Origin of the sequence: Streptomyces sp. NBC_00989 (assembly GCF_045162655.1) — a bacterium.
Lineage (GTDB): Bacteria > Actinomycetota > Actinomycetes > Streptomycetales > Streptomycetaceae > Streptomyces.
On the sequence record NZ_CP108728.1, the window covers coordinates 1,951,711 to 1,977,316 of the forward strand.

The 25,606-nt window shown below is 70.3% G+C and carries 26 protein-coding genes and 1 tRNA gene; 15 read left to right on the forward strand and 12 right to left on the reverse strand.

Annotated elements, in window-relative coordinates; genetic code table 11:
• Positions 1–5 precede the first annotated feature (5 nt).
• On the reverse strand, positions 6–1,082 hold the full coding sequence (locus OG714_RS08455) for an ABC transporter permease (protein ID WP_406119678.1): 1,077 nt from the start codon (positions 1,080–1,082) through the stop codon (positions 6–8).
• Positions 1,082–2,101 carry a sugar ABC transporter substrate-binding protein gene (locus OG714_RS08460; RefSeq protein ID WP_406119679.1) on the reverse strand — a complete coding sequence of 340 codons (1,020 nt, stop codon included), beginning with the start codon at positions 2,099–2,101 and terminating at the stop codon, positions 1,082–1,084. The genes OG714_RS08455 and OG714_RS08460 overlap by 1 nt, the downstream gene beginning before the upstream one ends.
• Positions 2,102–2,388: 287 nt before the next feature.
• Between OG714_RS08460 and iolC the strand changes: the two genes are divergently transcribed.
• Genes iolC through OG714_RS08490 form a run of 6 tightly spaced genes read left to right on the forward strand, consistent with a single transcriptional unit; the run spans position 2,389 to position 9,405 of the window.
• Positions 2,389–3,357 carry a 5-dehydro-2-deoxygluconokinase gene (gene iolC / locus OG714_RS08465; RefSeq protein ID WP_406119681.1) on the forward strand — a complete coding sequence of 323 codons (969 nt, stop codon included), beginning with the start codon at positions 2,389–2,391 and terminating at the stop codon, positions 3,355–3,357.
• Positions 3,358–3,397: 40 nt separating this feature from the next.
• Entirely contained in the window at positions 3,398–4,276 is an 879-nt protein-coding gene (locus OG714_RS08470) for a deoxyribose-phosphate aldolase (RefSeq protein WP_406119683.1), read from the forward strand.
• 14 nt (positions 4,277–4,290) lie between these two features.
• A complete protein-coding gene (gene iolB / locus OG714_RS08475; RefSeq protein WP_406119684.1) occupies positions 4,291–5,187 on the forward strand; it encodes a 5-deoxy-glucuronate isomerase in 897 nt (298 codons plus the stop codon).
• Positions 5,187–7,064, forward strand: a complete 1,878-nt coding sequence (iolD, locus tag OG714_RS08480; protein WP_406119686.1) for a 3D-(3,5/4)-trihydroxycyclohexane-1,2-dione acylhydrolase (decyclizing) — start codon at positions 5,187–5,189, stop codon at positions 7,062–7,064. Before iolB ends, iolD begins: the two co-directional genes overlap by 1 nt.
• Before the next feature lie 29 nt (positions 7,065–7,093).
• Complete coding sequence (locus OG714_RS08485; RefSeq protein WP_406119687.1) at positions 7,094–8,587, forward strand: CoA-acylating methylmalonate-semialdehyde dehydrogenase; 1,494 nt, start codon at positions 7,094–7,096, stop codon at positions 8,585–8,587.
• Positions 8,588–8,619: 32 nt separating this feature from the next.
• Positions 8,620–9,405, forward strand: coding sequence for a GntR family transcriptional regulator (locus tag OG714_RS08490; RefSeq protein WP_406119688.1), 786 nt, complete (start codon positions 8,620–8,622; stop codon positions 9,403–9,405).
• A gap of 1 nt (position 9,406) precedes the next feature.
• Here OG714_RS08490 and OG714_RS08495 read toward each other — a convergent pair whose 3' ends face one another.
• Positions 9,407–10,393, reverse strand: a complete 987-nt coding sequence (locus OG714_RS08495) for an aldo/keto reductase (RefSeq protein ID WP_406119690.1) — start codon at positions 10,391–10,393, stop codon at positions 9,407–9,409.
• Between the two features lie 87 nt (positions 10,394–10,480).
• On the reverse strand, positions 10,481–11,143 hold the full coding sequence (locus tag OG714_RS08500) for an NUDIX domain-containing protein (protein ID WP_406119691.1): 663 nt from the start codon (positions 11,141–11,143) through the stop codon (positions 10,481–10,483).
• Positions 11,144–11,308: 165 nt separating this feature from the next.
• On the opposite strand from OG714_RS08500, the gene OG714_RS08505 reads away from it, so the two are divergent.
• The gene (locus tag OG714_RS08505; RefSeq protein ID WP_406119693.1) at positions 11,309–12,436 is read left to right on the forward strand and encodes a DUF5954 family protein; all 1,128 of its coding nucleotides are present in this window, start codon (positions 11,309–11,311) and stop codon (positions 12,434–12,436) included.
• 53 nt (positions 12,437–12,489) lie between these two features.
• Here OG714_RS08505 and OG714_RS08510 read toward each other — a convergent pair whose 3' ends face one another.
• The 5 genes from OG714_RS08510 to OG714_RS08530 form a co-directional block, all read right to left on the reverse strand.
• Complete coding sequence (locus OG714_RS08510) at positions 12,490–13,119, reverse strand: DUF305 domain-containing protein (RefSeq protein WP_406119695.1); 630 nt, start codon at positions 13,117–13,119, stop codon at positions 12,490–12,492.
• 73 nt (positions 13,120–13,192) lie between these two features.
• Positions 13,193–13,594, reverse strand: coding sequence for a DUF6153 family protein (locus OG714_RS08515; protein WP_406119697.1), 402 nt, complete (start codon positions 13,592–13,594; stop codon positions 13,193–13,195).
• Between the two features lie 44 nt (positions 13,595–13,638).
• Positions 13,639–14,292: a hypothetical protein gene (locus tag OG714_RS08520; protein WP_406119698.1), complete on the reverse strand. Its 654-nt coding sequence runs from the start codon at positions 14,290–14,292 to the stop codon at positions 13,639–13,641.
• 127 nt (positions 14,293–14,419) lie between these two features.
• Complete coding sequence (locus OG714_RS08525) at positions 14,420–15,253, reverse strand: alpha/beta fold hydrolase (protein ID WP_406119699.1); 834 nt, start codon at positions 15,251–15,253, stop codon at positions 14,420–14,422.
• A 181-nt stretch (positions 15,254–15,434) separates the two neighbouring features.
• Positions 15,435–15,508 (reverse strand) — tRNA-Pro (locus OG714_RS08530).
• 99 nt (positions 15,509–15,607) lie between these two features.
• Here OG714_RS08530 and OG714_RS08535 point away from each other — a divergent pair.
• From OG714_RS08535 to OG714_RS08550, 4 genes are all read left to right on the forward strand, one after another.
• Positions 15,608–16,129, forward strand: a complete 522-nt coding sequence (locus tag OG714_RS08535) for a DUF309 domain-containing protein (RefSeq protein WP_406119701.1) — start codon at positions 15,608–15,610, stop codon at positions 16,127–16,129.
• Positions 16,130–16,217: 88 nt separating this feature from the next.
• Positions 16,218–16,991, forward strand: a complete 774-nt coding sequence (gene cobF / locus OG714_RS08540) for a precorrin-6A synthase (deacetylating) (protein ID WP_406119702.1) — start codon at positions 16,218–16,220, stop codon at positions 16,989–16,991.
• 99 nt (positions 16,992–17,090) lie between these two features.
• The gene (locus tag OG714_RS08545) at positions 17,091–19,169 is read left to right on the forward strand and encodes an MDR family MFS transporter (protein ID WP_406119704.1); all 2,079 of its coding nucleotides are present in this window, start codon (positions 17,091–17,093) and stop codon (positions 19,167–19,169) included.
• A gap of 43 nt (positions 19,170–19,212) precedes the next feature.
• The gene (locus OG714_RS08550; RefSeq protein ID WP_406119705.1) at positions 19,213–19,698 is read left to right on the forward strand and encodes a hypothetical protein; all 486 of its coding nucleotides are present in this window, start codon (positions 19,213–19,215) and stop codon (positions 19,696–19,698) included.
• On the opposite strand, the gene OG714_RS08555 is transcribed toward OG714_RS08550, so the two are convergent.
• Both OG714_RS08555 and OG714_RS08560 read right to left on the reverse strand, forming a co-directional pair.
• Entirely contained in the window at positions 19,682–20,431 is a 750-nt protein-coding gene (locus tag OG714_RS08555; RefSeq protein WP_406119707.1) for a cobalt-precorrin-6A reductase, read from the reverse strand. The genes OG714_RS08550 and OG714_RS08555 overlap by 17 nt on opposite strands.
• A 33-nt stretch (positions 20,432–20,464) precedes the next feature.
• Positions 20,465–21,262: a sulfite exporter TauE/SafE family protein gene (locus OG714_RS08560; protein WP_406119708.1), complete on the reverse strand. Its 798-nt coding sequence runs from the start codon at positions 21,260–21,262 to the stop codon at positions 20,465–20,467.
• A 201-nt stretch (positions 21,263–21,463) separates the two neighbouring features.
• Here OG714_RS08560 and OG714_RS08565 point away from each other — a divergent pair, with 201 nt between their 5' ends.
• Both OG714_RS08565 and OG714_RS08570 read left to right on the forward strand, forming a co-directional pair.
• Positions 21,464–22,288: an alpha/beta hydrolase gene (locus OG714_RS08565; RefSeq protein ID WP_406119710.1), complete on the forward strand. Its 825-nt coding sequence runs from the start codon at positions 21,464–21,466 to the stop codon at positions 22,286–22,288.
• 90 nt (positions 22,289–22,378) lie between these two features.
• Entirely contained in the window at positions 22,379–23,191 is an 813-nt protein-coding gene (locus OG714_RS08570; RefSeq protein WP_406119711.1) for an SAM-dependent methyltransferase, read from the forward strand.
• 39 nt (positions 23,192–23,230) lie between these two features.
• Here the strand turns inward: OG714_RS08570 and OG714_RS08575 are convergent, their stop codons facing one another.
• Positions 23,231–24,394, reverse strand: a complete 1,164-nt coding sequence (locus OG714_RS08575) for a sensor histidine kinase (RefSeq protein WP_406119713.1) — start codon at positions 24,392–24,394, stop codon at positions 23,231–23,233.
• 153 nt (positions 24,395–24,547) lie between these two features.
• Here OG714_RS08575 and OG714_RS08580 point away from each other — a divergent pair, with 153 nt between their 5' ends.
• Together OG714_RS08580 and OG714_RS08585 are read left to right on the forward strand one after the other, a co-directional pair.
• The gene (locus OG714_RS08580; protein ID WP_406119715.1) at positions 24,548–24,922 is read left to right on the forward strand and encodes a DUF4333 domain-containing protein; all 375 of its coding nucleotides are present in this window, start codon (positions 24,548–24,550) and stop codon (positions 24,920–24,922) included.
• Positions 24,919–25,602, forward strand: a complete 684-nt coding sequence (locus tag OG714_RS08585) for an ABC transporter ATP-binding protein (protein WP_406119716.1) — start codon at positions 24,919–24,921, stop codon at positions 25,600–25,602. The genes OG714_RS08580 and OG714_RS08585 overlap by 4 nt, the downstream gene beginning before the upstream one ends.
• The last annotated feature ends 4 nt before the right edge of the window (positions 25,603–25,606 follow it).

Sequence of the window (25,606 nt, forward strand, 5' to 3'; positions counted from 1 at the left end):
GAAGGTCACCTCCGGGTCGCGGTGCGCTGGACCCACAGATTGATGAGGACGGCGCCGAGCAGCATCACGCCGAGGAACGCCTTGAACCAGTCGGGGTTCCAGCCGGCGTAGACGATGCCCTGCTGCACCATGCCGAACATGAACGCGCCGAAGACGGGGCCGATCGCCGAGCCGGCGCCGCCGGTCAGCAGACAGCCGCCGATGACGGCCGCGGAGATGTAGATCAGCTCCTGGCCGACGCCCTCGCCGGACTGCACGGTGTTGAAGGTGAACAGCTGATGCATGCCGATGAACCAGGCACCGAAACCGACCAGCATGAACAGGGAGATCTTGGTGAACGCGACGGGCACGCCGACGGCCCGCGCGGAGTCCTTGTTGCCGCCGACCGCGAAGATCCAGTTGCCGTACTTGGTGCGCAGCAGCACCCAGGTGGCGATCGCCGCGAACACCAGCCAGTAGAAGATGGTGATCTTGACGTCGACGCCGCCGATGTCGAAGGACGCCGCGAAGACCTTCTTGGCCTGGCCGAAGCCGTCCATGTTGCTGATGTCGTCGGTGGCGACGTTGCCGGTGACCAGTTTCGTCACCGCGAGGTTGACGCCCTGGAGGATCAGGAACGTGCCCAGCGTGACCAGGAAGCTGGGCAGCCCGGTCTTGACGACCATCCACCCGTTGAGGAAGCCGATGCCCAACGACACCAGCAGGGCGACGATCACACCGACCCACACGTTCATGGTGAGTTGGTAGCTGAGCATGCTCGCGGTCAGTGCCGAAGTGATGACCGCGACACCGGCGGAGAGGTCGAACTCCCCGCCGATCATGAGCAGGGCGACCGGTAGCGCCATGATGCCGATCGTCGACGAGCTGTACAGGATGTTCGCCATCGAGGCGCCGTCCCGCACGGGCGGAGCGGCGATCAGGAAGAACACGTACACCGCGGCCGCGCCGAGGAAGACGCCCACCTCGGGCCGGGCCAACAACCGTAGCGCCAGGGGCCGTTCAGAGGTCCGGCCATCGGTTTCCTTGGGGCCGGGGGCCGGCGGTGAGGTCACCGCCGGCTCGGCGTGCTGGGTCATGCTCATCACCGGGTTCCGTTGGCGGCGTACTTCGCGACGGCGTCGACGTTGGTCTTGTCGACGAAGGCCGGGCCGGTCAGTACGGGCTGCTCACCGCCGCCGCTGTAGTTGCCGTTGTTCTTGTAGAGCCACAGGGAGTCGACCGCCAAGTAGCCCTGGAGGTACGGCTGCTGGTCCACCGCGAACTGGACGGTGCCCTTCTTGATGGCGCCGGTCAGGGTGCTGTTCAGGTCGAAGGTCGCGACCTTCGCCTTGCTGCCCGCGTCGGACAGCGACTGCACCGCCGTCATCGCGAACGGGGCACCCAGGGTGACGACGTAGTCGATCGCCTTGTCCTGCGTGAGCTTGGCCGTGATCGTCGACTTCACCGACGGCATGTCCGTGCCGTTGACGTTGAGGACCTCGGTGGTGCCGGTGAACGTCTTCTTCACACCGGCGCAGCGCTGGGTCAGACCGATGTTGCCCTGCTCCTGGATGACACAGACGGCCTTCTTGGCGCCTTCCGCGTTCAGCCGCTTGCCGAGCGCCTCGCCGGCCACCGTCTCGTCCTGGCCGAAGAACTCCAGCAGTCCGAGCTTCTTCCAGTCGCTGAGACCGGAGTTGAGCCCGACGACGGGTATGTTCGCGGACTTCGCCTTGCCGATGACGTCCTTCAGGGCGTCGGGCTTGGCGAGGGTGACCGCGATGCCGTCGACCTTCTGGTCGATCGCGTTCTGCACCAGGTTCGACTGGTTGCCCGCGTTCGGGTCGGCCGAGTAGATGAGCTTGATGTTGTCCTTGGCGGCTGCGGCCTGGGCGCCCTTGCGGACGATGTCCCAGAACGTGTCGCCGGGCGCCTGGTGCGTGACCAGGGCGACCGTCATACGAGGGGTGCTCGCCTTGCCCGCGGAGGCGCCGGAGCCGTCCTCGGTGGACTTCTTGCCGCCCGAGCTGCTGGAGCAGCCGGCGAGGGTCAGGGCCGCTGCCGCGGCCACCGCCACGATGGGGGCCATTCTGCGCGAGCGGGAGTAAGTGGAACGGTCCATCTTTCCTGCACCTCACTGTGCTTCAGGGGAAAGGGAGTCATGATCGCAGAAATCCGGGCTCGGGGCCTGTCGGCCCCGGGTCGTTTGCCGCGAAACACGGCTGTTGCGCTGGGACGGAATCAAATCCCCGGTCGCGTCCGCTGTCAATACTTTGTTAAGACATCATTTCACGAGCAGGTCCGAATGTAAGTACAAACTATTGACAGGGAGCCCCTCCGAGACCTACACCTGGGAGGCGGCAGGCCTCTGGACCCGCCCACCCCCAGCAGCTCAGAGGAGTGTCGCGCATGGCCGAGTCAGCCCAGTCCTTCGATCTGATCACCATGGGCCGCATCGGGGTCGATCTCTACCCGTTGCAGTCTGGCGTACCGCTGGCCCGTGTGGAGACGTTCGGCAAGTTCCTCGGAGGTTCGGCGAGCAATGTGGCGGTCGCCGCCGCCCGGCTCGGCCGCAGCACCGCGGTGATCACCCGCACCGGCGACGACCCCTTCGGGACGTATCTGCACGAGGCCCTCAAGGATTTCGGGGTCGACGACCGCTGGGTCACGCCCGTCGCGGAGTACCCGACCCCGGTCACGTTCTGCGAGATCTTCCCTCCGGACGACTTCCCGCTGTACTTCTACCGGCAGCCCAAGGCGCCCGACCTGGAGATCCGCACGGAGGAGCTGGACTACTTCGCGATCCGCCAGGCCCGCGTCTTCTGGATCACCGGCACCGGTCTGAGCGAGGAGCCGAGCCGCTCCGCCACGCTCGCCGCCCTCAAGGCGCGCGACAAGGCGGGCACCACGGTCTTCGACCTCGACTGGCGCCCCATGTTCTGGAAGGACCCGGAGGAGGCCCGCCCGTACTACGCGGAGGCCCTGCGCCACGCGACGGTCGCGGTGGGCAACCTCGACGAGTGCGAGGTCGCCACCGGCGTCCGCGAGCCCCGTGCCTGCGCCCAGGCGCTGCTGGACGCGGGCGTGGAGCTGGCCGTCGTCAAGCAGGGCCCCAAGGGCGTCCTGGCCGTGCACCGCGACGGCACGACCGCCGAGGTGCCGCCGGTCCCGGTCGAGGTGCTGAACGGCCTCGGCGCGGGCGACGCGTTCGGCGGTTCGCTGTGCCACGGGCTGCTGGCCGGCTGGGACCTGGAACGGTCCATGCGGTTCGCCAACGCGGCCGGCGCCCTCGTCGCCTCCCGTCTCGCCTGCTCCACCGCGATGCCCACCGAGTCCGAGGTCGAGGACCTCCTCGCCGGCGCACGTGTGGACGGCTGACCCACGTGACCGCCCGAGCCTTTCCTGAACGGAGCTTCTCTTGAGCATCAGCATCGCCGACCTGGTCACGGTCAGAGCCCGGCACCCGGAGGCCGTCGCCGAGGCGGCCGCCCGCCGGGTGCGCCGCCCGCTGCTGGGCGACAGCGGCCGCCTGATGATCGTGGCCGCCGACCACCCCGCGCGCGGCGCCCTGGGCGTCGGCGACCGCCGCATGGCCATGGCGAACCGCGCCGACCTGCTGGAACGCCTGTGCGTCGCGCTGTCCCGGCCCGGTGTCGACGGGGTGCTCGCCACCGCCGACATACTCGAGGACCTGCTCCTGCTCGGGGTCCTCGACGGCAAGGTCGTGATGGGCTCGATGAACCGCGGCGGCCTGTCCGGCGCCGCCTTCGAGATGGACGACCGGTTCACCGGACACCGTGCCGAGGACATCGCCCGGCTCCGCTTCGACGCGGGCAAACTCCTGCTCCGCATCGACTACGACGACCCGGGCTCCCTCACCACGCTGGAGTCGACGGCACGCGCCATCGACGACATGGCCGCGCACCAACTCCCCTTGTTCGTCGAGCCGTTCATCTCCCGCCGCGTCGACGGCAAGGTCCGCAACGACCTGTCCGCGGAGGCCGTGACGCGCTCGATCGCGATCTCCTCGGGCCTGGGCGGCACCTCCGCCTACACCTGGCTGAAACTGCCCGTCACCGACGACCCGGACGACATGGCCGAGGTCCTGGAGGCGTCGACACTGCCCGTCGTCCTGCTCGGCGGCGAGGTCGGCGACGACCAGGAGGGCGCGTACGAGAAGTGGCGCAAGACGCTGCGCCTGCCCACCGTCCAGGGCCTGGTCGTGGGCCGATCCCTGCTGTACCCCGCCGACGGCGGCGTGGAGGCGGCGGTGGACACCGCCGTGGGTCTGTTGTGAACCGGAGGCACACCATGACGAGCGCGTACCACCTTCCCGCAGGCAAGGCCCTCGGCGGCCCCTACGTCGTGGACGTCACCCCCGAGTCGGCGGCCTGGGGCTACTCCAGCCTGCGGGTCCTGGAGCTGCCGCCGGGCGGCGTCCACACATTCGACACCGACGACAGCGAGTGGATCGTCGTCCCGCTCGCCGGCGGCTGCACGGTCTCCGCGGCCGACGACTTCGGCCACGACACCTTCGAACTCCACGGCCGCGAGAGCGTGTTCACCGCCGTGAGCGACTTCGCGTACGTGCCCCGCGATTCCCGTACGACGATCCTGTCGCCCGGCGGTGGCCGCTTCGCGCTGACCGGCGCCCGCTGCACCCGCCGGCTGCCCGCCCGCTACGGCCCGGCCTCGTCGGTGCCGGTGGAGCTGCGCGGCACCGGCAACAGCAGCCGCCAGGTCAACAACTTCGGCGCGGCCGGCGTCTTCGAGTGCGACAAGCTCATCGCCGTAGAGGTGATCACGCCCGGCGGGAACTGGTCCTCGTTCCCGCCGCACAAGCACGACCAGCACCGGCCCGGCGAGGAGTCCGTCCTCGAAGAGGTCTACTACTTCGAGTTCGCCGACCACGAGGGCACCCCCGGACTCGGCTACCAGCGGGTCTCCCCGTCCGGGCAGGGCCGCAACACGGATGTCCTGGCCGAAGTCCGGGGCGGGGACGTGGTGTTGATCCCGGACGGCTGGCACGGGCCCTCCATGGCAGTGCCCGGTCACCACATGTACTACCTCAACGTCATGGCGGGTCCCGAGGACGACCGCTCCTGGCTGATCTGCGACCACCCCGATCACGCCTGGGTCCGCGGCACGTGGCCCGAGCAGCCCGTCGACCCCCGTCTCCCCCTCTACACGGCACCGGAGAAGTCCTGATGAGCACCCCCACCCGCCGCCTGACCGTCGCCCAGGCCCTGGTGCAGTTCCTGTCGGTCCAGTACACCGAGCGCGACGGCGTTCGGCACCGGCTGATCGCCGGCACCTGGGGCATCTTCGGCCATGGCAACGTTGCCGGACTCGGCCAGGCGCTGCTCGAAGCCGGCGAGGACACGATGCCGTTCCACCAGGGCCGCAACGAACAGGCCATGGTGCACGCGGCAGTTGGCTATGCCCGCCAGCTGGACCGCCTCTCCGCGCAGGCGGTCACGACGTCGATCGGACCGGGCGCCACCAACCTGGTCACGGGCGCCGCGCTCGCCACCATCAACCGCCTGCCGGTCCTGCTCCTCCCCGGCGACTACTTCGCGACCCGCGCCGCCGACCCGCTGCTCCAGCAGCTGGAGCACCCGGTCGAAGGCGACCTGTCGGTCAACGACACGCTGCGCCCGGTCTCCCGCTACTTCGACCGCGTCATGCGCCCCGAGGCCCTGATCCCGGCCGCGCTCAACGCGATGCGCGTCCTGGCCGACCCGGTCGAGACGGGAGCGGTAACTCTCGCTCTCCCGCAGGACGTTCAGGCCGAGGCCTACGACTGGCCGGAGGAGTTCTTCGCCGACCGCGTGTGGCACGTACGGCGTCCGACTGCCGATCCGTTCGAGCTGGCGGAGGCCGTCGAGGCCATCCGTTCCGCCGAGCGCCCGGTGATCGTCGCGGGCGGCGGTATCCACCACAGCCGCGCCGAGGAGGCGCTGAAGGCGCTGGTGGACGCCACCGGCATCCCGGTCGCCTCCACCCAGGCGGGCAAGGGCTCGCTCCGCTACGACCACCCGGCCGACCTGGGCGGCATCGGCCACACCGGCACGGCGGTCAGCGACGACATCGCGCGCACCGCGGACCTGGTGATCGGTGTCGGCACCCGCTACACGGACTTCACGACGGCGTCGAACACGCTCTTCCAGAACCCGGACGTGCGGTTCGTCAACCTCAACATCACCGCGTTCGACGCCCACAAGCTCGCGGCGCGCACCCTGGTGTGCGACGCGAGGGCGGGACTCACCGCGTTGACCGAGGCACTCGCCGATCACCGTGTGAACTCGGTTTACGAGGCCGAGTACCGCGAGGGCAAGGAGCGCTGGGAGCGGGTCGTCGACACCGCGTTCACCGCCCCCGACGAGAACGCCGTACCGACCCAGACCCAACTCCTCGGTGCTCTCGACGCGGTCGTCGGCGACGACGACGTGGTCATCAACGCGGCCGGCTCACTCCCCGGCGACCTGCACAAGCTGTGGCGGGCGCGCTCGCCGCGCCAGTACCACCTCGAATACGGCTTCTCCTGCATGGGCTACGAGATCCCGGCCGGCATCGGCGTCCAGCAGGCCGCCCCCGACACCCCCGTGTGGTCGCTGGTCGGCGACGGCACGTATCTGATGATGCCGACCGAGATCGTCACGGCGGTCCAGGAGGGCCTCCCCGTCAACCTGGTCCTGATCCAGAACCACGGCTACGCCTCCATCAGCGGCCTCTCCGAGTCCGTCGGCGGTGAGCGCTTCGGCACGGCGTACCGCTACCGCGCGGCCGACGGCACCTTCTCCGGCGCCCCGCTCCCGGTCGACCTGGCCGCCAACGCGGCCAGCCTCGGCATGGACGTCCTGCGCGCCAAGACGGTGCGCGAACTGCGCGAGGCGCTCGCCACGGCCCGCGCCTCCGACCGGCCCACCTGCGTCTACGTCGAGACCGACACCGCCACCCCGACCGCTCCCCCGGCCGAGGCCTGGTGGGACGTGCCGGTCGCCGAGACCGCCTCGCGCGAGTCCGCCGTACAGGCCCGCGAGGAGTACGACCGCCAGGTCGCCGACCGTCGCCGTCACCTCTGAACTCCCCTCCCCCGAAAGGCACGTGCACCATGAAGACGATCACCCACTGGATCGACGGCAAGCCCGTCGAGAGCACCTCGGGCCGTTTCGGCCCCGTGTACAACCCGGCGACCGGCGCTCAGGAGAAGCAGGTCGGCTTCGCGACCGTCGACGAGGTGGACACCGCCGTCGCCTCCGCGAAGGCCGCGTTCGAGAGCTGGGGCACCTCCTCGCTCGCCAAGCGCACCGCGATCCTGTTCAAGTACCGCGAGCTGCTGGACGCGCACCGCGACGAGATCGCCGAGCTGATCACCGCCGAGCACGGCAAGGTGCACTCGGACGCGCTCGGCGAGGTCGCGCGCGGCATGGAGATCGTCGAACTCGCCTGCGGCATCAGCGTGCAGCTGAAGGGCGAACTGTCGACGCAGGTCTCGACCCGCGTGGACGTGGCCTCGATTCGCCAGCCGTTGGGGGTAGTTGCGGGCATCACGCCGTTCAACTTCCCGGCCATGGTGCCGATGTGGATGTTCCCGATCGCCATCGCGACCGGCAACACCTTCATCCTCAAGCCGAGCGAGAAGGACCCCTCGGCCTCCTACCGACTGGCCGAACTCGCCTCCGAGGCGGGCCTGCCGCAGGGTGTCCTGAACGTCGTGCAGGGCGACAAGCTGGCCGTCGACCGCATCCTGGAGCACCCGGACATCGAGGCCGTCTCCTTCGTCGGCTCGACGCCGATCGCGAAGTACATCCAGCTCAAGGCAGTCGAGCACGGCAAGCGCGTGCAGGCCCTCGGCGGCGCCAAGAACCACATGCTGGTCCTGCCGGACGCGGACCTGGACTTCGCGGCCGACCAGGCGATCAACGCGGCCTACGGTTCGGCCGGCGAGCGCTGCATGGCCGTCTCCGTCGTGGTCGCGGTCGGCGACACCGGCGACGAGCTGGTCGCCAAGATCGCCGAGCGCGCCGGCAAGCTGCGCATCGGCCCCGGCAACGACCCGGCGAGCGAGATGGGCCCGCTCATCACCCGCGAGCACCGCGACAAGGTCGCCTCCTACGTCGCGTCGGCCGCCGAGCAGGGAGCCGAGGTCGTCGTCGACGGCACCGGCTTCTCGGTCGAGGGCCACGAGGACGGCTTCTTCCTCGGCGTCTCCCTCCTCGACAAGGTGCCGCTGACGGCGGACGCGTACAAGGACGAGATCTTCGGCCCGGTCCTGGTCGTCGTCCGCGCGGAGTCGTACGACGAGGCCATCACCCTGATCAACAGCTCCCGTTGGGGCAACGGCACCGCGATCTTCACCCGGGACGGCGGCGCCGCGCGCCGCTTCCAGATGGAGGTCAAGGCAGGCATGGTCGGCGTGAACGTGCCGATCCCGGTGCCCGTCGGCTACCACTCCTTCGGAGGCTGGAAGGACTCCCTCTTCGGGGACCTCCACGTCTACGGCAACGACGGCGTCGCCTTCTACACCCAGGGCAAGGTGATCACCACCCGCTGGCCCGACCCGGCCGACGGTGGCATCAACCTCGGTTTCCCCAGCAACTCCTGACAACCCGTCACGATCCGTGAGGAGGTGCCCCTGTGGCGAAGACCGGTGACTACGCGCGTGCCGCGAACGGGTCCCCGCTCGATGCCCTGCATTTCGCCCTGGACCGCAACAGTCCGGTGCCGCTGTACTACCAGCTCGCACAGCAGCTGGAGGCGGCGATCGAGCACGGGACGCTGGCGCCGGGCAACCTCCTGGGCAACGAGATCGACCTGTCCGTACGCCTCGGCCTGTCCCGCCCCACCGTCCGCCAGGCCATCCAGTCCCTCGTGGACAAGGGCCTGTTGGTCCGGCGGCGCGGGGTCGGCACGCAGGTGGTGCACAGCCAGGTCAAGAGACCGCTGGAACTCAGCAGCCTCTACGACGACCTGGAGTCGGCCGGGCAGGGTCCGACCACGGTGGTGCTGCGCAACGAGGGCGTGCCCGCGACCGCGGATGTCGCGGCCGCCCTCGGCGTCCCGGAGGGCAGCGAGGTGACCCTCCTGGAACGGCTGCGCTCCACGCACGGCCAGCCGGTGGCGTTCCTCTGCAACTACCTGCCGTCGAACCTGCTCCAACTCGACACCGCCCGGCTGGAGTCGACGGGCCTGTACCGGATGCTGCGCACCGCCGGCATCACCCTGCACAGCGCCCGCCAGACGATAGGCGCCCGCTCGGCCACCCCGGCGGAGGCAACGCGCCTCGACGAGAAGGAGGGCGCGGCCCTGCTCACCATGCAGCGCACGGCGTACGACGACACGGGGCGGGCGGTCGAGTACGGAACGCACATCTACCGGGCGTCGCGGTACGCGTTCGACTTCCAGTTGCTGGTCAGGCCCTGAACTACAGGGCGGAGTCGAGGAGTTGCCGCTGCTCCGCCGTCAACTCCAGTTCCACGGCCGCGAGGTTCTCCGCCAACTGAGCGACCGACGACGCCCCCGCGAGCGGCACGATCGGCAGCGGACCGCCCAACTGCCATGCCAGCACTACCTGGTTGACACTCGCCCCGGTCTCCTTCGCCACCTCCCGCAGTGCGGCGAGGCGGGCGGGGGTGCCGGGGTGGTCGTAGTCGGCGGGCAGCGGTTTGTCCTCGCGGGTGTAGGCGCCGGCCAGCAGGGGTGAGTAGGCGACCAGGGTGAGGGCGGGCTCGGCGCGCAGATAGCCGAGGAGGTCCGGGCCGGCGCTGCCGAGGCTGCCGTCGGGGAAGAGCTCGGACGGTACGTCGGTCCGGGGGCGCAGATAGCTGTGCTGGTACTGGAGGACGTCGTAGCCGGGCAGCCCGGCCGCGGCGGCGAGCGCGCGGGACCGTTCCACACGCCAGACTGCATGGTTGCTGACGCCGAGGAGACCGACGGTGCCCTCGGCGACCAACTCGGCGAATCCTTCGACGGTTTCCTGTAGCGGAACCCGGTGGTCCTCGATGTGCGCGTACAGCACATCGAGCTTCTCCACGCCGAGGCGTTCGCGGCTGCGCTCGGCCGACTCGCGGATGACCTTCGCGGACAGGCCCTCCGGGTTGTCGACGTAGCTCGTGCCGGGTGCCAGCGGGCGGGCGCCGAGCTTGGTGGCGATCACGATCTCGTCGCCGACGCCGCGGCTGCGCCGCCACCGTCCGAGCAGCTTCTCGCTCTGGCCGCCCTGGCTTCCGTCGTGCCAGAAGGCGTAGTTGTCGGACGTGTCGATGAAGTTGCCGCCGGCCTCGACATAGCGGTCGAGTACGGCGAAGCAGGTCGCTTCGTCGGTGCGGGAGCCGAACAGCATCGCGCCGAGCGCGAGCACGCTCACCTCACGGCGACGGTCCGGATCGGCGCCTATCGTGCGGTACTTCATGGTGGTCCCTCCCGTTCGCGCCCGGTCCTCCGGGCGCGAACGGGAGTCTTCCTCTTGAAGCGCACTTCAAGTCAAGGCCCTGGACGGCTACTTGGCGAACGGCCCGTCCAGCGCGGCCCATTGGAGCAGCATGATGGTCTTGGCGTCGGCGATCTCCCCGGTGCGGATCATCTCCAGGGCTCTGCGGAAGGGCAGTTCGAGGATCTCGATGTCCTCGCCCTCCTCCTGGAGGCCGCCGCCCTCGTGGGTGCGGGTGGAGGGGCCGTAGGAGGCGGCGTAGAAACCGATGCGTTCGGTGACCGAGCCGGGGCTCATGTAGACGTCGAAGACGTGCTCCACCTCGCCGACGGTGTGCCCGGTCTCCTCCACCACCTCGCGCCGTACGGCCTCCTCCGGGTGTTCGTCCTCGTCGTCGAGGAGTCCGCCCGGGGTCTCGACGAGCATGCCGTCGGGGTGGCCGTTGACGTACACGGGGAAGCGGAACTGGCGGGTGAGCAGGACCATTTCGCGTTCGGCGTCGTAGAGGAGGAGGGTCGCGCCGTTGCCGCGGTCGTGGGTCTCGCGCTCCTGGGTGGTCCAGGTGCCGTCGCCGTGCCGGAAGTCGAAGGTGGTGGTCCGCTCGACGTACCAGTGGCTGGACAGCAGTGTCACGTCGCGGACCTTGACGCGCGGGTTGCCGGTCAGGTCGAGGCCGGTGCGGTCCAGGCGGGTGCGGCCCCGGCGGTCGGGGGTGTCGGCGCCCGCGGTCATCGGACACCGGCCGGACGGGAGGGGACGATCGAGTTGTTCATGTCCGACGTCTATCACTCCGGAGCGCGAGACGCTTGGCCAGAACCTGTGCTCCGCGAGCCCAACTGGTGTGCCGGTTGCGTTGATTCGTCGCGTGCTGTCCCCTGCTCCGGGCATGCTGGAAGCATGTCTGAGCACGGTGATCAGGTTCCCGGATACCGGATGATCAGGATGGAAGCCCAGCCGGACGCCCCGGCGGCGGCCCTCGCGGACGTGGATGCCTGGCAGGCCCGCAAGGCGTATCCGAACGTCCTCGGAGGTGGTGGCCCGGTGTTCGGGGTGGCCGAGGAGCTGGAGACCGGTGGCTGGCAGATCATCTCCCTCTTCTCCAGCGCCTACCCGCAGGGCACCCGCGACACCATGGCCATGATGTTCCGCGAACGGGCGCGGGCCGCCGAGGACGCGGGCGACACGGAGACGCGGCAGGAGTGGCTGCGCAACGCGGAGCGGCTGGACTGGGAGGCGCTGGACGAACTCACGGTGCTGGGGCGCCGGTTCAGGATCGTGCGGGGCGACCAGTTCATCCGGATGGGCCCGACGGGACCGGAGCCGCCCCGGCCGTCCGACCCCGACCCGGCGAAGGTGGGGCACGGTCACGAGTACCGCGGCCGTACCAAGGGATTCGTGATCGACCCCTTCACCCCGACCGGGATGTCCGAGGGCATCCTGCGCATGGAGCTCCTGTCGCTGGTCCACGCCCCGGGCACCGCTCCCTCCGCCGTACGGAAGGACTCGTTGCGCGCCCTGGAGACGCATCCCGGGGGTGTGCTGCTGCCCGCCGAGTTCACGGCGGCCGAGTTCACCGACGGCCACTGGGCGCCGACGCAGATGACGAAAGCGAGCCCGCAGGGATCGCGGGACACGCTCACCACCTATCTGCGGGTGATGGCGCCGGTCATGGAACAGCTCGACGAGGAGACACGCGCGGAGTACGGGCGGCTGGCCGACCGGATCGACGCCGAACGCTGCGACGAGATCGTGATCGACGGCTGCCGCACGCGCATCGTCCGCGTGGAACGCCTCGTGCGCGTCGGCCCCGACGGCCCCGAGGGCCCGCGCCCCTCCGACCCCGACCCCGAACTCCCCAGCGCCGTCCAGGAGAAGCAGCTCCGCGAGGAGGGCGTGTTCGACGAGTACCGGGTGCTGAACGAGGAGGAGACCGAACAGCGCCGCGTGGCGGAGGAACAGTCGAAGGAGTTCCTACGGCTGTTCGAGGAGCAGAAGCGGCGGCGAGAAGCCGCTGACGGGGCCTGAGTCGATGAGGAGGGCGGGGCCGGCCGGTCCCGCCCTCCTCATCGACAGTGGTGTCAGCTCTTGCCGAGCATCTTGTTCATCTGCTCGATCTCGGCGCTCTGAGCCGTGATCACGTCGGCCGCGAGTTCGGTGGCGGGGGCGTAACTGCCGTCCGCCTTCTCGGTCTTGGCCATGTCGACGGCGCCTTCGTGGTGGTCAACCATCATGGTGAGGAACATGGTGTCGAAGTCGGCGCCGGAGGCCTTCTCCAGCTTGCCCATGTCGGCGTCGCTCATCATGCCGGGCGTGGCGGACGACGACATGTCGTGGTTCATGCCGGAGTCCATGCCGGACATGTCCTTGGGGACCTGCTCGCCCCACGAGGTGAGCCAGCCGGACATGGTCTTGATCTCCGGGGCCTGGGCGCCCTCGATCTTCGTGGCGAGGCTCTTGACCTGTGCCGAGGAGGCGTGGCCTGCGGCCAGTCCGGCCATCTCCACGGCCTGGCGGTGGTGCTGGATCATCTCCTTCGAGAAGGAGACGTCCGCGGCGTTGTGGCCGGCGGCCGCGGTACCGGACGCGGTCGCGGTACCGCTGCTCGCCTTGCCGTCGCCGTCGCTGCCGCACGCGGCGAGCGTGAGGGCGGCCACCGAGGCGGTGACGGCGAGAACGGTACGACGGACGAACCTGCGCTGTGCGGTCATGGTGGAACTCCTGGTGTGTGGATCCGTTCAGGGCATGCCGGTGCGCGCACGGTGACGTGTCGCGCGGGCCGCTCTAGATCCGCAGGAGTTGGAGTTCGGCGAGGGTCGGTGGGGCCCGGCCCCCGTCGGGACCGCTGCCCGCCGCGGACGTACGTCCGTCGGGCACTTCGGCGCAGGCCGCCACATCGGGTTGCAGCACCGGAACAACGGCCGGGGCACCGGCGACGGACGCGGAGGCGCAGGTCGCGTCGGCGTGCTCCATGTGGCTGCCGCAGTCGCCCGAGCCGTGATCGCAGGCATCCGGCGTCGACGCCGTCTCGCCCGTCGCCACGGTCGTAACCGCCATGGCGTGTTCGGCCATGGGAACGGGCCCGAGCCCGTGCATCCCGAGCAGGCCGAACAGCAGGGCGGCCACGAGCAGCCCGTAGGACCGCACGCGACGGTGCGGTCCTACGGGCTGCTCGGGACGGGCCATGGGGCCACCATACCCACCCTGGGTATCGGGCCCGCACCGGACACCTAGGTGAGTGCCCCCGCCGTGGGTGCCTTCGCGCTGCGGTAGGTGGAGATTCCCAGGGCCAGCAGCCAGTAGCTGAGGATCGCGCCCATCAGGGCGGTGGTGCCCCAGCCGTTCGCCGCGTAGAAGTGCGCGGGGGTGTTCCCGAAGAACAGGGACGGCACGAAGGCGAGGTTGATCACGGCCAGGACGTAGGCCGACCTACTGGTCCAGCGCGGCAGCAGCTTCGTGCGGGAGACGGCGAAGCCCAGCGCGGTCAGGAAGAACGCCAGCATCAGCCGGGAGATCGACCCGTAGAGGATGTAGGTGCCGCTGACGTCGATCGTCGGGTCGATCGGACGGTCGGCGGCGATGACCGCGCCGGCCTCCAGTCCGCTGGAGACCAGCGTGATCGTCGTGTAGACGAGCCCCGCCGTGAAGGCCATCGAACCGGCCCACTCGTACTCGGGATTCACGCGCTTCACCAGGTCGCGGAACGCGGTCACGAACACGAGCAGGAACGCCAGCGCGACGATCCCGATCAGCAGCCTGGCCAGCACGTTGGCGTCCGGCGGCGGGCCCGAGTAGACGAAGTACAGGGGCACTTCGACGATGAGGGCGACGGCGGCGGCGATGCCCGCACCGCCCGCCAGACGCCTGGCCGACATTTCGTTCATGGGGTCCCCCGAAGGTTCCGTGTGGTGGATTCGGTACGCCTTGAATCCTGCCGTCGGCGACGCTCACGGTCCCTGGGCCTGAGGACCGGATCGGGGGTGTTCCTACCGACACCCCCGATCCGGACCTTCAGCGCGCCCGGCGCAGGAAGTCGACGACCAGGTCGGTCGTCGCCTCCGGCTGTTCCTCCGTGATCCAGTGCCCGCAGTCCGGGATGACCGCGTCCTCGACGTCGTCGGCGACACACCGCAGCACCTCGCCGATACCGGGGCCGAAGGTGGCCTCGCCGCCGAAGGCCAGGACCGGCATCCGCAGCTTGCCCTGGGCGAGGAACTTCTCGTTGTCGGCCGCGTCCTGACCGAACGCCAGGAACTGGGCGAAGCTCGCCCGCATGGCGCCGGGCCGTGCGTAGAGCGCCGCGTAGTGCTCGCGCTTCGCTCCGTCGAACCGTTCCGGGACCACGGAGAGTTCGTTCCAGAAGCGGTCGAGGTAGACGCGCTCGCGGCCGGCGACCAGGCGCTCCATGTCGTGACCGCCGAAGCCGAAGTGCCACATGGTCGGGTCCTGTGTGATCCGGTCCCAGGGCCCGATGCCGGGCAGCGGCGCGTCGATGGCCACCCATCGGCTCACGCGCTCGGGGTGGGTGGCGACGGCCGCGTAGCCGACCATGATGCCGATGTCGTGCGTGACCAGTTCGATCGAGCCCACGCCCAGGGCGTCCAGGACACCCCACACGTCCGCCGCCTGGTTCTTCTTGTCGTAGCCGCCCTCGGGCTTCGAGGAGAGGCCCAGCCCCCGCAGATCGGGCGCGATGACGGTGGGGTCCTCGATGAGCGCGCTCGCCAGATGACCCCACATGTCGCCCGTCGTGCCGAAGCCGTGCAGCAGGACGACCACCGGCCCCTGTCCGCCGACGCGTACGTGGATCGTGGCGCCGTTGGTCTCGATCTCACGCGTCCGCATGCAGAGAGGAAGCTGGTCGCGTTTCCGCCGCACGGCCAGGCGGTTCACGCGCTTGTGCCGCGACCAGACGCATGGGCCCGCGTGCCGCGCCGTCCGCTCGATGGCGGCGAGTTCCGGGTTAACCTCGGTCCATACGAAAAGGGCCCCCACAGGCTCTCGCCTGCGAAGACCCTTCGCACCGTCGGGACGACAGGATTTGAACCTGCGACCCCTTGACCCCCAGTCAAGTGCGCTACCAAGCTGCGCCACGTCCCGGTGCGCTTCCCACGGAGAACCGTGTGATCGCGCGAACAGCACTTTACCCCACGCCCGGGGGTGCGCCGAAGCCGGTGCCGGGCGGGGGACAATCGTCGTATGAGCGACACGACCTCAGACGGTACGGCCGACGCGCGGGACCGGGACGGCGAGGGGCGGGCGCGCAATGCCCGGCCGCGGGACGGGCTCGGGCGGCCGTTGCCGTACGACGCGGACGGTGTGGCACGGCAGCCCGAGGGGGTCGTGCGGGCGCCGGAGGTGACCGTCGTCGAGGCGCAGGCGCTGCTCGACGAGGGGAAACCCTTCCACGCGCACGAGGTCTTCGAGGACGCCTGGAAGTCGGGTCCCGACGAGGAGCGTGCCCTGTGGCGCGGGCTCGCCCAGCTCGCGGTGGGCCTCACGCACGCGGCCCGGGGGAACACCACCGGCGGGGCCCGGCTGCTGCGGCGCGGCGCCGGGGGCGTCGAGGAGTGGGCGTCCCGTCCGGGGCGGGAGCGGCCGTACGGGATGGATCTCGTGGGGGTCGCCGCGTGGGCCCGGGGGCTCGCGGACGACGTGGAGCGGGGCGGCGGGAGCGTCGACGCGCGGGCGCGGGCACCTCGGCTGCGCGGGACGTCGTAGCCGACGAGGGATTCGAATCACCCGGTGTGTGGCGAAGCGTGCCGGTGCGGTGTACGGGCTGTCAGTGGCGTGGGGCAGACTCGGGGGTGTGCGAAAGATTCATGTCATCGGTATCGGCGCGGGCGACCCCGAGCAGCTGACCCTCCAGGCGGTCAGGGTGCTGCGGAGCACCGACGTGTTCTTCATCCTCGACAAGGGTGAGGTGAAGTCCGACCTCACTCAGCTCCGCCGGGACATGCTCGACGCGCACATACCGGAGGGGACGTACCGCCTGGTCGAGGCGCGGGACCCGGAGCGGGACCGGAAGGCCGGGGGTGCCGCGTACTCGCCTGCGGTCGGGGACTGGCGCAGTGCCCGCGCGGACATCTACGAGCGGCTCATCGTCGAGGAGTTGGGCGAGGACGAGAGCGGCGCGTTCCTGGTATGGGGCGATCCTTCGCTGTACGACAGCACGCTCGGCATCCTGGAGGAGATCCTGGAGCGGGGTGCGGTGGCGTTCGAGTACGACGTCGTGCCCGGCATCAGCAGTGTCTCGGCGCTCGTCGCCCGGCACCGCACGGGGCTGAACCGGGTCGCCCGGCCGGTGCAGATCACCACGGGGCGGCGGCTGTCCGAGGGGTTCCCGGACGAGGTGGACGACGTGGTCGTGATGCTGGACGCGCACCAGGCGTTCCGGCGGTACGCCGACCAGGACATCGACATCTACTGGGGCGCCTATCTGGGCACCCCGGACGAGATCCTCGCCTCCGGTCCGATAGCCGAGGCCGCTCCGCGCATCGAGCGGCTGCGCGCGGAGGCCCGTGAGCGCAAGGGCTGGATCATGGACACGTATCTGCTGCGCCGGCACCCGAAGGGCGAGTAGCGGGCAGGGACTGGGGTGGGGAGGCTGGAGCTGGCGGCTGGGGCACCCGACTGGACCGCCCCGTATGCATGAGGGGGCCGGTGGTGTGAGGGTGACCTCGTGACAGTCGCCGAGGAAACCGCGCTGCCTTCCGCGCAGCAGCCCCCCGTGCTGGACCCCCGCCGCCGCAACGTCGTCTTCGTGACGATCATGCTGGGCATGCTGCTCGCGGCCCTCGACCAGACCATCGTCGGTACGGCCCTTCCGACCATCGTGTCGGACCTGGGCGGTGCCGAGCACATGTCGTGGGTGGTCACCGCCTATCTGCTCGCGGAGACCGTCGCGACCGTGCTGGTCGGCAAGTTCGGTGACCTGTTCGGCCGCAAGGTGGTCTTCCAGGTCTCGGCGATCGTGTTCATCTCGGGCTCGTTCCTGTGCGGCTTCTCCACCAACATGACGCTGCTGATCGCCTGGCGGGCCGTGCAGGGCATCGGCGCGGGCGGTCTGATGGTGACGGCGATGGCGCTGATCGCCGACGTCATCCCGCTGCGGGAACGCGGCAAGTACCAGGGCGCGATCGGCGCGGTGTTCGGCGTGGCCACGGTCATCGGACCGCTCCTGGGCGGCCTGTTCACCGACCACCTCACCTGGCGCTGGGCGTTCTACGTCAACGTCCCCATCGCGATCGTCGTCGTCATCGCGGCGGCCCGCACCATCCCCGTGGTCAAGTCGGCGATGCGGCCCGTCATCGACTACCTGGGCATCGCACTCGTCGCGATCGGCGCCAGCTCCCTGATCCTGGCGACGAGTTGGGGCGGCAACGAGTACGCGTGGGGTTCGGCGACCATCATCGGCCTGTTCGTGGGCGGTGTGATCGCACTCGGCCTGTTCTGCTGGGTGGAGACCCGGGCCGAGCAACCCATGCTGCCCATGCGGCTGTTCACGAACCCGGTGTTCGCGGTCTGCTCGATCCTCAGCTTCATCGTCGGTTTCGCGATGCTCGGCGCCCTGACGTATCTGCCGACCTATCTGCAGTACGTCGACGGCGACTCGGCCACCATCTCCGGTGTGCGGACGCTGCCCATGGTGATCGGGCTGCTGATCGCGTCCGTCTTCAGCGGCAACGTGGTCAGCAAGACCGGCCAGTACCGCATCTTCCCGATCATCGGCTCCGCGGTGATGGGCGTCGGGCTGTATCTGATGTCCCTTATGGGCCCGGGCACCGGCGCGTTCCTGGAGTCGGTGTACATGTTCGTGCTCGGCACCGGCATCGGCCTGTGCATGCAGGTGCTGACGATCGCCGTGCAGAACACCGTCGAGTACACCGACCTCGGCACCGCGACCTCCGGCGTCACCTTCTTCCGTACGCTGGGCAGTTCGTTCGGCACCGCCGTCTTCGGCACGATCTACGCCAACAGCCTGGGGCCGAACCTCAAGGACGGGATCGCCGAGGCCGCGAGGACCAGCGCGCTGAACCCGGCCGTCATCACCAAGGCGGCGACCAGCCCCGAGGGCCTGCACAAACTGCCGCACGCCGCCGCCGCGCCGATCATCAACGCGTACGCCGACACCATCCACACGGTGTTCCGGTGGACGGTCCCGGTCGCCGTGATCGGTTTCGTCGTCGCCCTGTTCCTCAAGCAGGTCCAGCTGCGCGACAGTGCGCGGATGGGCTCCACCGACATGGGCGAGGGCTTCGCGTCACCGCGCGGCGGGGACTCGCAACGGCTCCTCGAAGCGGCCGTCGGCAAGGTCATCGGCAGTACCGACCTGGACACCGCCAGGCGGATCATCACGGCCTCCGACACCCGGCTGGACGTCGCCGGCGCCTGGGCCGTGATGCAGGTCGAACTGTTCGGCCGGATGGTCGGCCACGCGAGCCTCGGCCTGATCGCCGCGCGCCGCCACATGCCACCGGAGGTACTCCTCCCCGTCTTCGACCGCATGGTCGAGGAGGGCTATCTGACCCGCGACGGCTACCTCCTCTCCCACACCGCGGCGGGCGAACGCGAGGCCGAGGTCATCGGCAAGGCGTGGGGCGATTGGCTGGAGGACCGGGTGGAGAAGGACATCGGCCGCCCCTCGGGCACGGATCTGCGCGCCGCGGTCGACTCCATCGCCAAGCGGCTCCTCGTGGAGGACCTGACCTCCGGACTGCCGCGGCGCGCGGCGGAGTTGGAGACCAGTTCGGCGCCGTGAAAACCGGGTGACCGGTGCAAGGCGCTCCGGTCATACTCGCGGCATGTCCCCGACGCCCGTGCGCTTCCGCGACCCGCGCGCCACGCTCGCCGACTTCGCGTCGTCGGTACTGGTCCGGTGCCCGCGCTGCGAGCGGATCGCCCACTTCGAACGGCGTCCGTGCACCCCACCGGACGCCGACGGCAGGAGGTATCCGCACACCCGCATCGTCTGCCGGTCCTGCGGCCTGTGCCGGATCGACATCGGCGCGGGCCGCTCCTCGCGGTATTCCAGTGACTGCTCCTGCCCGGCCCTGTGGCTGCGGGCCGGGACCAGACACGGGGAGTTGTGGGCGTACAACCTCCAACACCTGGACCTGATCAGGCGGTTCGTCGCCGCCGATCTGCGCGAACGAGCGCCCTGGTACGACACCGGGCGCAAGATGACACTCGTCGCCCGCCTGCCGGCCTGGATGAAGAGCGCCAAGAACCGGGACGACGTTCTGCGCACGGTGGACCGTCTCCGGGCCACGGTCATCGCCCCGCACTGAACCCCAGCCGCTCCAGCACCCCGGCGACATCAGGCACCGCGCTCACCCCGTCCGGCAACCGCGGCCGTCGTACGACCACGACCGGGACGCCCGCCTCGCGCGCGGCCGTGAGTTTGGCCGCCGTCGCCGCTCCCCCGCTGTCCTTCGTCACGACCACGTCGATCCGGTGGTCGCGGAGCAGCGCCGTCTCGTCGGCCAGGGTGAAGGGTCCGCGGGCCAGCAGCACTTCGACGTCCGGCGGCATCGGGGGTTCGGGCGGCTCCACCGACCGTACGACGAAGTGCAGTTGGGCGAGGTGGGCGAAGGTCGCGAGACCGAGGCGGCCGGTGGTGAGCAGTACCCGGCGTCCGAGTGCGGGCAGTGCCTCGGCGGCCTCGCTCAGGGTGGCGACCGTGTGCCAGTCGTCCCCGGGCCCCGGCCGCCAGCCGGGCCTGCGCAGCACCACGACGGGCAGTCCGGTCGCCGCGGCAGCCTGTACCGCGTTCGCGGTGATCGACTTTGCGAAGGGGTGGGTGGCGTCGACGACGGCGTCCACGCGATGTTCCCGCAGCCACTCGGCCAGCCCCTCGGCTCCGCCGAAACCGCCGATCCGTACGTCCCCGGCCGGCGTCCCCGGCCGTGACACCCGCCCGGCGAGAGACGTGGTCACCCGCACTTCGGGAAGGGCCGTCAGCTCGGCGGCCAGCTCACGTGCCTCGGTGGTGCCGCCGAGGATCAGGATGTGCGGGGACATGCGGCGAGCGTACGAGGTCACGGGGCCGAGGGGTCAGCGGAGGAGCAGTTGCAGGCCGCCGATGATCGTCGCCGCGATCACGAGTTGCTCGAACAATCGCTGGTTGATTCGGTTCACAGCCCATTTGCCGATCAACGCACCGGGCACGACGAACGCCGCGAGGGCCGCGTCAAGGAGGAGGGAGTGGCCGTCGATCAGACCGAGGCCCACGCTGAAAGGCACCTTGGTCACGTTGACGATCAGGAAGAAGAACGCCGACGTGCCGAGAAAGCCCAGCTTCCGGAAGCCCGCGGAGAGCAGGTACATCGACATCACCGGGCCGCCGGCGTTGGCGACCATCGTGGTGAAACCGCCGAGCACACCGTACGAGCGCGCCTTCGCCCGGCCGGACCTGGTGGCGACGGAGTCCGGTTCGTCATCGGCCCCCGCTCCGTCCCCTGCCCCGGCCTCCGCCCTGCGCCGGCGCCACAGGGTGACCCCCGCCATGAACAGCAGAATCGCCCCGATCGACGTCCGTACGACCGCGTCGTCGGCCCACACCAGGAACAGCGTCCCGATCACGACTCCCGCCGCGACCGCCGGGAACAGCCGCCACAGGGTGGGCCAGTGGGCGTGCCGCCGGTAGGTGAGGACGGCGAGGACATCGCCGACGATCAGGATCGGGAGCAGGACGCCGGTGGAGGCGCGGGCGGGCAGGACGGCCGCGAAGATCGCCAGGCTGACCGTGTTGGCCCCGCTGACGGCGGTCTTGGAGAAGCCGACGAGCAGGGCCGCGGCGGCGAGCGCGGCGAATTCCCAGCCGGATATGTGCCAGAGAGTCATCGTGTTCATGCGAGGACCGATGGTATGTCCATACATCTGCCCGCGTAAGGAGTGTCTCGCCAGGTGGCCCCTGCCAGGTCCGGGAGTCGCCAGCCGCCAGCCGTCGGCCGCCGGGCACGACGCTCGGCCAGTGCGGAGTGGTGACGATCCGCGGGGCCGCCTGGGAAGATCCACCGGGATCAGGACCGTTCCGACACCGCCGGAGGACACATGGCCGACACCCGCGAGCACACCCTCATGGGCACCCGGGGCGCGATCACCGCCCACGAGTGGCCGCACGAACACCCGCGTTACGTGGCCCTCGTCGCGCACGGATACGGCGAACACATCGGCCGGTACGCCGAGTTGGCCGCCGTACTGCTGACGCACGGCGCGGCGGTCTTCGGCCCCGATCACCAGGGCCACGGCACGTCGGCCGGCGAGCGTGTGCTGATCGCGGACTTCGAGGACGTGGTCACGGACCTCCACGCCGTCGCCGAACTGGCCCGTGCCACGCACCCGGGCGTCCCCCTCGTCCTGATCGGCCACTCCATGGGCGGCCTGATCGCATCCCGCTTCGCGCAGCGCCACGGCGACGGGTTGGCCGCGCTCGTGCTGTCCGGACCGGTGATCGGCGGCTGGGAACTGCCGGGCCGGCTGCTCGCCCTCGATGTGATCCCCGACATCCCGATCAGCCCGACCGCGCTGTCCCGGGACCCTGACGTCGGTACGGCGTACGCGGCGGATCCGCTGGTCTGGCACGGTCCGATGAAGCGGCCGACGCTGGAGGCCTTCGCCCAGACCCTGGAGACCGTGGCCGAGTTGGGGAACATCGGCGCGCTCCCCCTGCTCTGGCTGCACGGCGGCGACGACCGGCTCGTCCCGCTCGACGGCAGCCGCATCGGCGTGGAGCGGTTGAACGGCGGTGAGTTGACCGAGCGGGTGTATCCGGGCGCCCGGCACGAGGTGTTCCACGAGACGAACCGGGCGGAGGTCTTCACGGACCTGACCCGTTTCCTGGACGGGGTGTTGAACGGCACCACCCGGTCGGCATGACCGTGCCAAACTTCTCGCACAGCCCATGGGGACCGTCGCACGCTGCCCGTGGGTGTCGTCGTAGTGCGCAGTCCAGCAGAGGAGCGTCGCGTGACCGGGACAGAGCCGGCCGTCCAGCGGATCGACACGTCGAAGCCGCATCCGGCGCGGGTGTACGACTGGTTCCTCGGCGGCAAGGACAACTACCCGGTCGACGAGCAACTCGGCAGGCAGATCACGTCACTTGACCCGGGCGCCCCGCGGACCGCGCGTGCCAACCGCTGGTTCATGCAGCGGGCGACGCGGATGCTCGTCCGGGAGTCGGGCATCCGCCAGTTCCTGGACGTCGGCACCGGCATACCGACCGCGCCCAACCTCCATCAGATCGCCCAGTCGACCGCGCCGGACGCGCGGGTCGTGTACGTCGACAACGACCCGATCGTCCTCGCCCACGCGGCGGCGCTGCTGCGCGGTACGCCCGAGGGGGCGACGGAGTACATCCAGGCCGACGCCCGCGAACCGCTCACCATCCTCCAACAGGCGTCCCGCGTCCTCGACTTCGACCGCCCGATCGCCCTGTCCCTCATCGCCCTGCTGCACTTCATCCCGGACGAGGACGGCGCCCACGAGCTGGTGAGCACCCTCATCGACGCGCTGGCGCCGGGCAGTTGTCTGGTGGTCTCCGCCATGACCGCCGACCTCGAACGGGAGAAGGTCGAGCGGGGCATCGCCGCCTACGCGGCCGGCGGGGTGACGCTGGTGGCCCGTTCGCACGCCGAAGTGAGCAGCATCTTCAAGGGTCTTGAGCCGATGGACCCCGGCATCGTGTCGGTGTCCGACTGGCATCCCGAACTCGCGGAGAGCGAGACCCCGCTCGGCGAGGGGCCGATCTCGCTGTACGGCGGGGTCGGCTTGAAGGTCTGAGAGGGCACGCCCGGCCACGCCCCCGCACGTCCCGATCCTTCAGAACCACCCGGCCGGAAACACCGCCCGCACCTCCCAGCCGGCCCCCTCCCGCGGACCGGCCCGGAGGTCACCGCCCAGCGCCGTCACCCGTTCCTTGAGACCGACGAGGCCGAAGCCGCCGCCGTGTGCCGCGGACGGGAGTTGCGTGCCGCCACGCCCGTCGTCCCGCACCGTGACCTCCAGGCGTCGGCCGGAGCAGCGCAGTCCCACGGTGACCTCGGCGGCGTCGGCCGCGTGCCGTCGTACGTTCGTCAGGGCCTCTTGTACGACCCGGAAGGCGGCGGCCTGCACCTCGTGCGGGAGGTCGTCGGGCAGCATCGGGTCGCGGCGCAGGGTGACCTTCTGGACGGGGCTCGCGAAACCGTCGACGAGGTCGGCGACGGCCGCCAGGTCGCCGACCGGGCGGCGGTCGGCCGCGTCCGGGGCTGTGTCGCGCAGTACGCCGACCGTGCGGCGCATGGAGGCCAGGGCCTCGGTCGAGGCGCGTTCGATGGCCGCCAGGACCGGGTCGAGGTCTTCCGGCCGGGTGGTGGCCATCATGCGGGCCACCTGGGTCTGCACGAGGATCCCGGTGACATGGTGGGCGACGAAGTCGTGCAGGTCGGCGGCGATGGCGAGGCGTTCGGCGCGCCGGGTCTCGGTGATCGTGACGGTGCGGCGGTAGTCGAGCGAGCGCAGATAGCCCGCCAGCCCGGCGGTGCTCCCGACGAGCACCAGGCCCAGCGCCGTGACCAGGTAGAGGTTGTCGTCGGTGACCGAGTGGAAGTAGCGCGCCGACAGGGCGAGCAGCGCGAGGCCGTCCAGGCCACCGCACACCACGGCCCAGCGCTGCGGGCAGTGCCGTACGGCGATGAAGGTCAGGGTGAGCAGGATCACGACCTCGCCGGGGCCGAACAACTCCGTCCGCCCGGCGAGGATCGCGCCCGCGCTGTACGACAGCGAGAGGGCGGCGGGCACGGCGGTGCGCAGTTGTGGCGTGAGCCACGGCGGGCGGCGGCCGACGGGCCACAGGATGGCGGCCAGACCGGTGAGGAGCACGACGGTCGCCGGCCAGGTCGCCCGGCCGGTGGAGGCCGTGAAGCTCAGGTCGTAGGTCACGAGCCCGAGCAGGGCTCCCACGGCGAGTCCCCGCGCGCAGCCCCGGCCGTTGACGGATTTCATACTGGTCACGGTATGCGGGGCTCGGTGGGGTGGGATCGGCCGAACGGTCGAGCGGGCGGACCGCGAACCCTGGCCGTTCGGCCGAGGCGGGCGCGGGTCCTGGCCGGTGAGAGTGGGACCACTTCCTCCTCTCCGACCCTTCAGGAGTACGTGATGCAGTCCAGCAGGTTCGTCATCGGGGTGATCGGCGGCGCGGCGGCCGTGGTCGCCGTCGGGGCGCTCGGCACCCATCTGCTCTCCGGCACGCAGTCCACCACCGGACTCGACGCGCACAGCACGGTGACGGTGGACGGCCACAAGGCGCTGTCGGGCGACATCGTCGCCGGCCGGGCGCAGAGCAGGTACCACCCGCTCCCCTGGGTCGGTGACAAGGTCTCCGACGTCATCTGCCCCACCGGTCTGAAGGCCGTCGCGGGAGCCACCGTCACCTGCACGGGCCACAGGAGCGACGGTTCGACCGTCTCCATCCCGGTCAGCGTGGTCAAGGCCTCGGCCGACTCCGTCACCTGGAAGTTCGAGCGCTCATGACCGTCGTACTGGCCGGTGTCGGCCTCACCAAGAAGTACGGCTCCACCACGGCACTGGCGGGCGTGGACGTGGAGGTCGGCGCCCGCGACTCCCTCGCGATCATGGGCCCGTCGGGCTCCGGCAAGTCCACGCTGCTGCACACCCTCGCCGGGATCATCCGCCCGGACGGCGGCCAGGTGCTGTTGCGCGGCGACCGTATCGACGACCTGGGCGAGAACCGGCTCAGCGCGCTGCGCCGCAAGCGGTTCGGGTTCGTCTTCCAGTCCGGTCAGCTGCTGCCGGAGCTGCCCGCCGAGGAGAACGTCGCCCTTCCGCTGATGCTGGAGGGCCTGCCCCGCGCGCAGGCGGTCGAGCGCGCCCGGCGCTGGTTCGCGCCGCTCGGTCTGGACGGTCTGGAGCGGCGCCGCCCCGGCCAGTTGTCCGGTGGTCAGGCCCAACGGGTCGCCATCGCCCGCGCGTTGGCCGTGGCGCCGGATGTGGTCTTCGCCGACGAGCCGACCGGCGCCCTGGACCAGGCGACCAGTACGGAGGTCGTCCGTCTGCTGACGTCGGTGACCCGCGAGCAGGGTGCCGCCCTGGTGATGGTCACGCACGACGCCGATGTGGCCGCGCACTGCGACCGGGTCGTCCAGGTCCGCGACGGCCGGATCAGCAACTCCACCCAGTTCACTGCCAGTTGAGCCT

Coding starts and splice junctions, on each gene's coding strand:
- OG714_RS08455 (WP_406119678.1), bottom strand. CDS start 1,082: ATGAGCATGACCCAGCACGCCGAGCCGGCGGTGACCTCACCGCCGGCC.
- OG714_RS08460 (WP_406119679.1), bottom strand. CDS start 2,101: ATGGACCGTTCCACTTACTCCCGCTCGCGCAGAATGGCCCCCATCGTG.
- iolC (WP_406119681.1), top strand. CDS start 2,389: ATGGCCGAGTCAGCCCAGTCCTTCGATCTGATCACCATGGGCCGCATC.
- iolB (WP_406119684.1), top strand. CDS start 4,291: ATGACGAGCGCGTACCACCTTCCCGCAGGCAAGGCCCTCGGCGGCCCC.
- iolD (WP_406119686.1), top strand. CDS start 5,187: ATGAGCACCCCCACCCGCCGCCTGACCGTCGCCCAGGCCCTGGTGCAG.
- OG714_RS08485 (WP_406119687.1), top strand. CDS start 7,094: ATGAAGACGATCACCCACTGGATCGACGGCAAGCCCGTCGAGAGCACC.
- OG714_RS08495 (WP_406119690.1), bottom strand. CDS start 10,393: ATGAAGTACCGCACGATAGGCGCCGATCCGGACCGTCGCCGTGAGGTG.
- OG714_RS08500 (WP_406119691.1), bottom strand. CDS start 11,143: ATGACCGCGGGCGCCGACACCCCCGACCGCCGGGGCCGCACCCGCCTG.
- OG714_RS08505 (WP_406119693.1), top strand. CDS start 11,309: ATGTCTGAGCACGGTGATCAGGTTCCCGGATACCGGATGATCAGGATG.
- OG714_RS08510 (WP_406119695.1), bottom strand. CDS start 13,119: ATGACCGCACAGCGCAGGTTCGTCCGTCGTACCGTTCTCGCCGTCACC.
- OG714_RS08515 (WP_406119697.1), bottom strand. CDS start 13,594: ATGGCCCGTCCCGAGCAGCCCGTAGGACCGCACCGTCGCGTGCGGTCC.
- OG714_RS08520 (WP_406119698.1), bottom strand. CDS start 14,292: ATGAACGAAATGTCGGCCAGGCGTCTGGCGGGCGGTGCGGGCATCGCC.
- OG714_RS08525 (WP_406119699.1), bottom strand. CDS start 15,253: ATGCGGACGCGTGAGATCGAGACCAACGGCGCCACGATCCACGTACGC.
- OG714_RS08535 (WP_406119701.1), top strand. CDS start 15,608: ATGAGCGACACGACCTCAGACGGTACGGCCGACGCGCGGGACCGGGAC.
- OG714_RS08550 (WP_406119705.1), top strand. CDS start 19,213: ATGTCCCCGACGCCCGTGCGCTTCCGCGACCCGCGCGCCACGCTCGCC.
- OG714_RS08555 (WP_406119707.1), bottom strand. CDS start 20,431: ATGTCCCCGCACATCCTGATCCTCGGCGGCACCACCGAGGCACGTGAG.
- OG714_RS08560 (WP_406119708.1), bottom strand. CDS start 21,262: ATGAACACGATGACTCTCTGGCACATATCCGGCTGGGAATTCGCCGCG.
- OG714_RS08565 (WP_406119710.1), top strand. CDS start 21,464: ATGGCCGACACCCGCGAGCACACCCTCATGGGCACCCGGGGCGCGATC.
- OG714_RS08575 (WP_406119713.1), bottom strand. CDS start 24,394: ATGAAATCCGTCAACGGCCGGGGCTGCGCGCGGGGACTCGCCGTGGGA.
- OG714_RS08580 (WP_406119715.1), top strand. CDS start 24,548: ATGCAGTCCAGCAGGTTCGTCATCGGGGTGATCGGCGGCGCGGCGGCC.
- OG714_RS08585 (WP_406119716.1), top strand. CDS start 24,919: ATGACCGTCGTACTGGCCGGTGTCGGCCTCACCAAGAAGTACGGCTCC.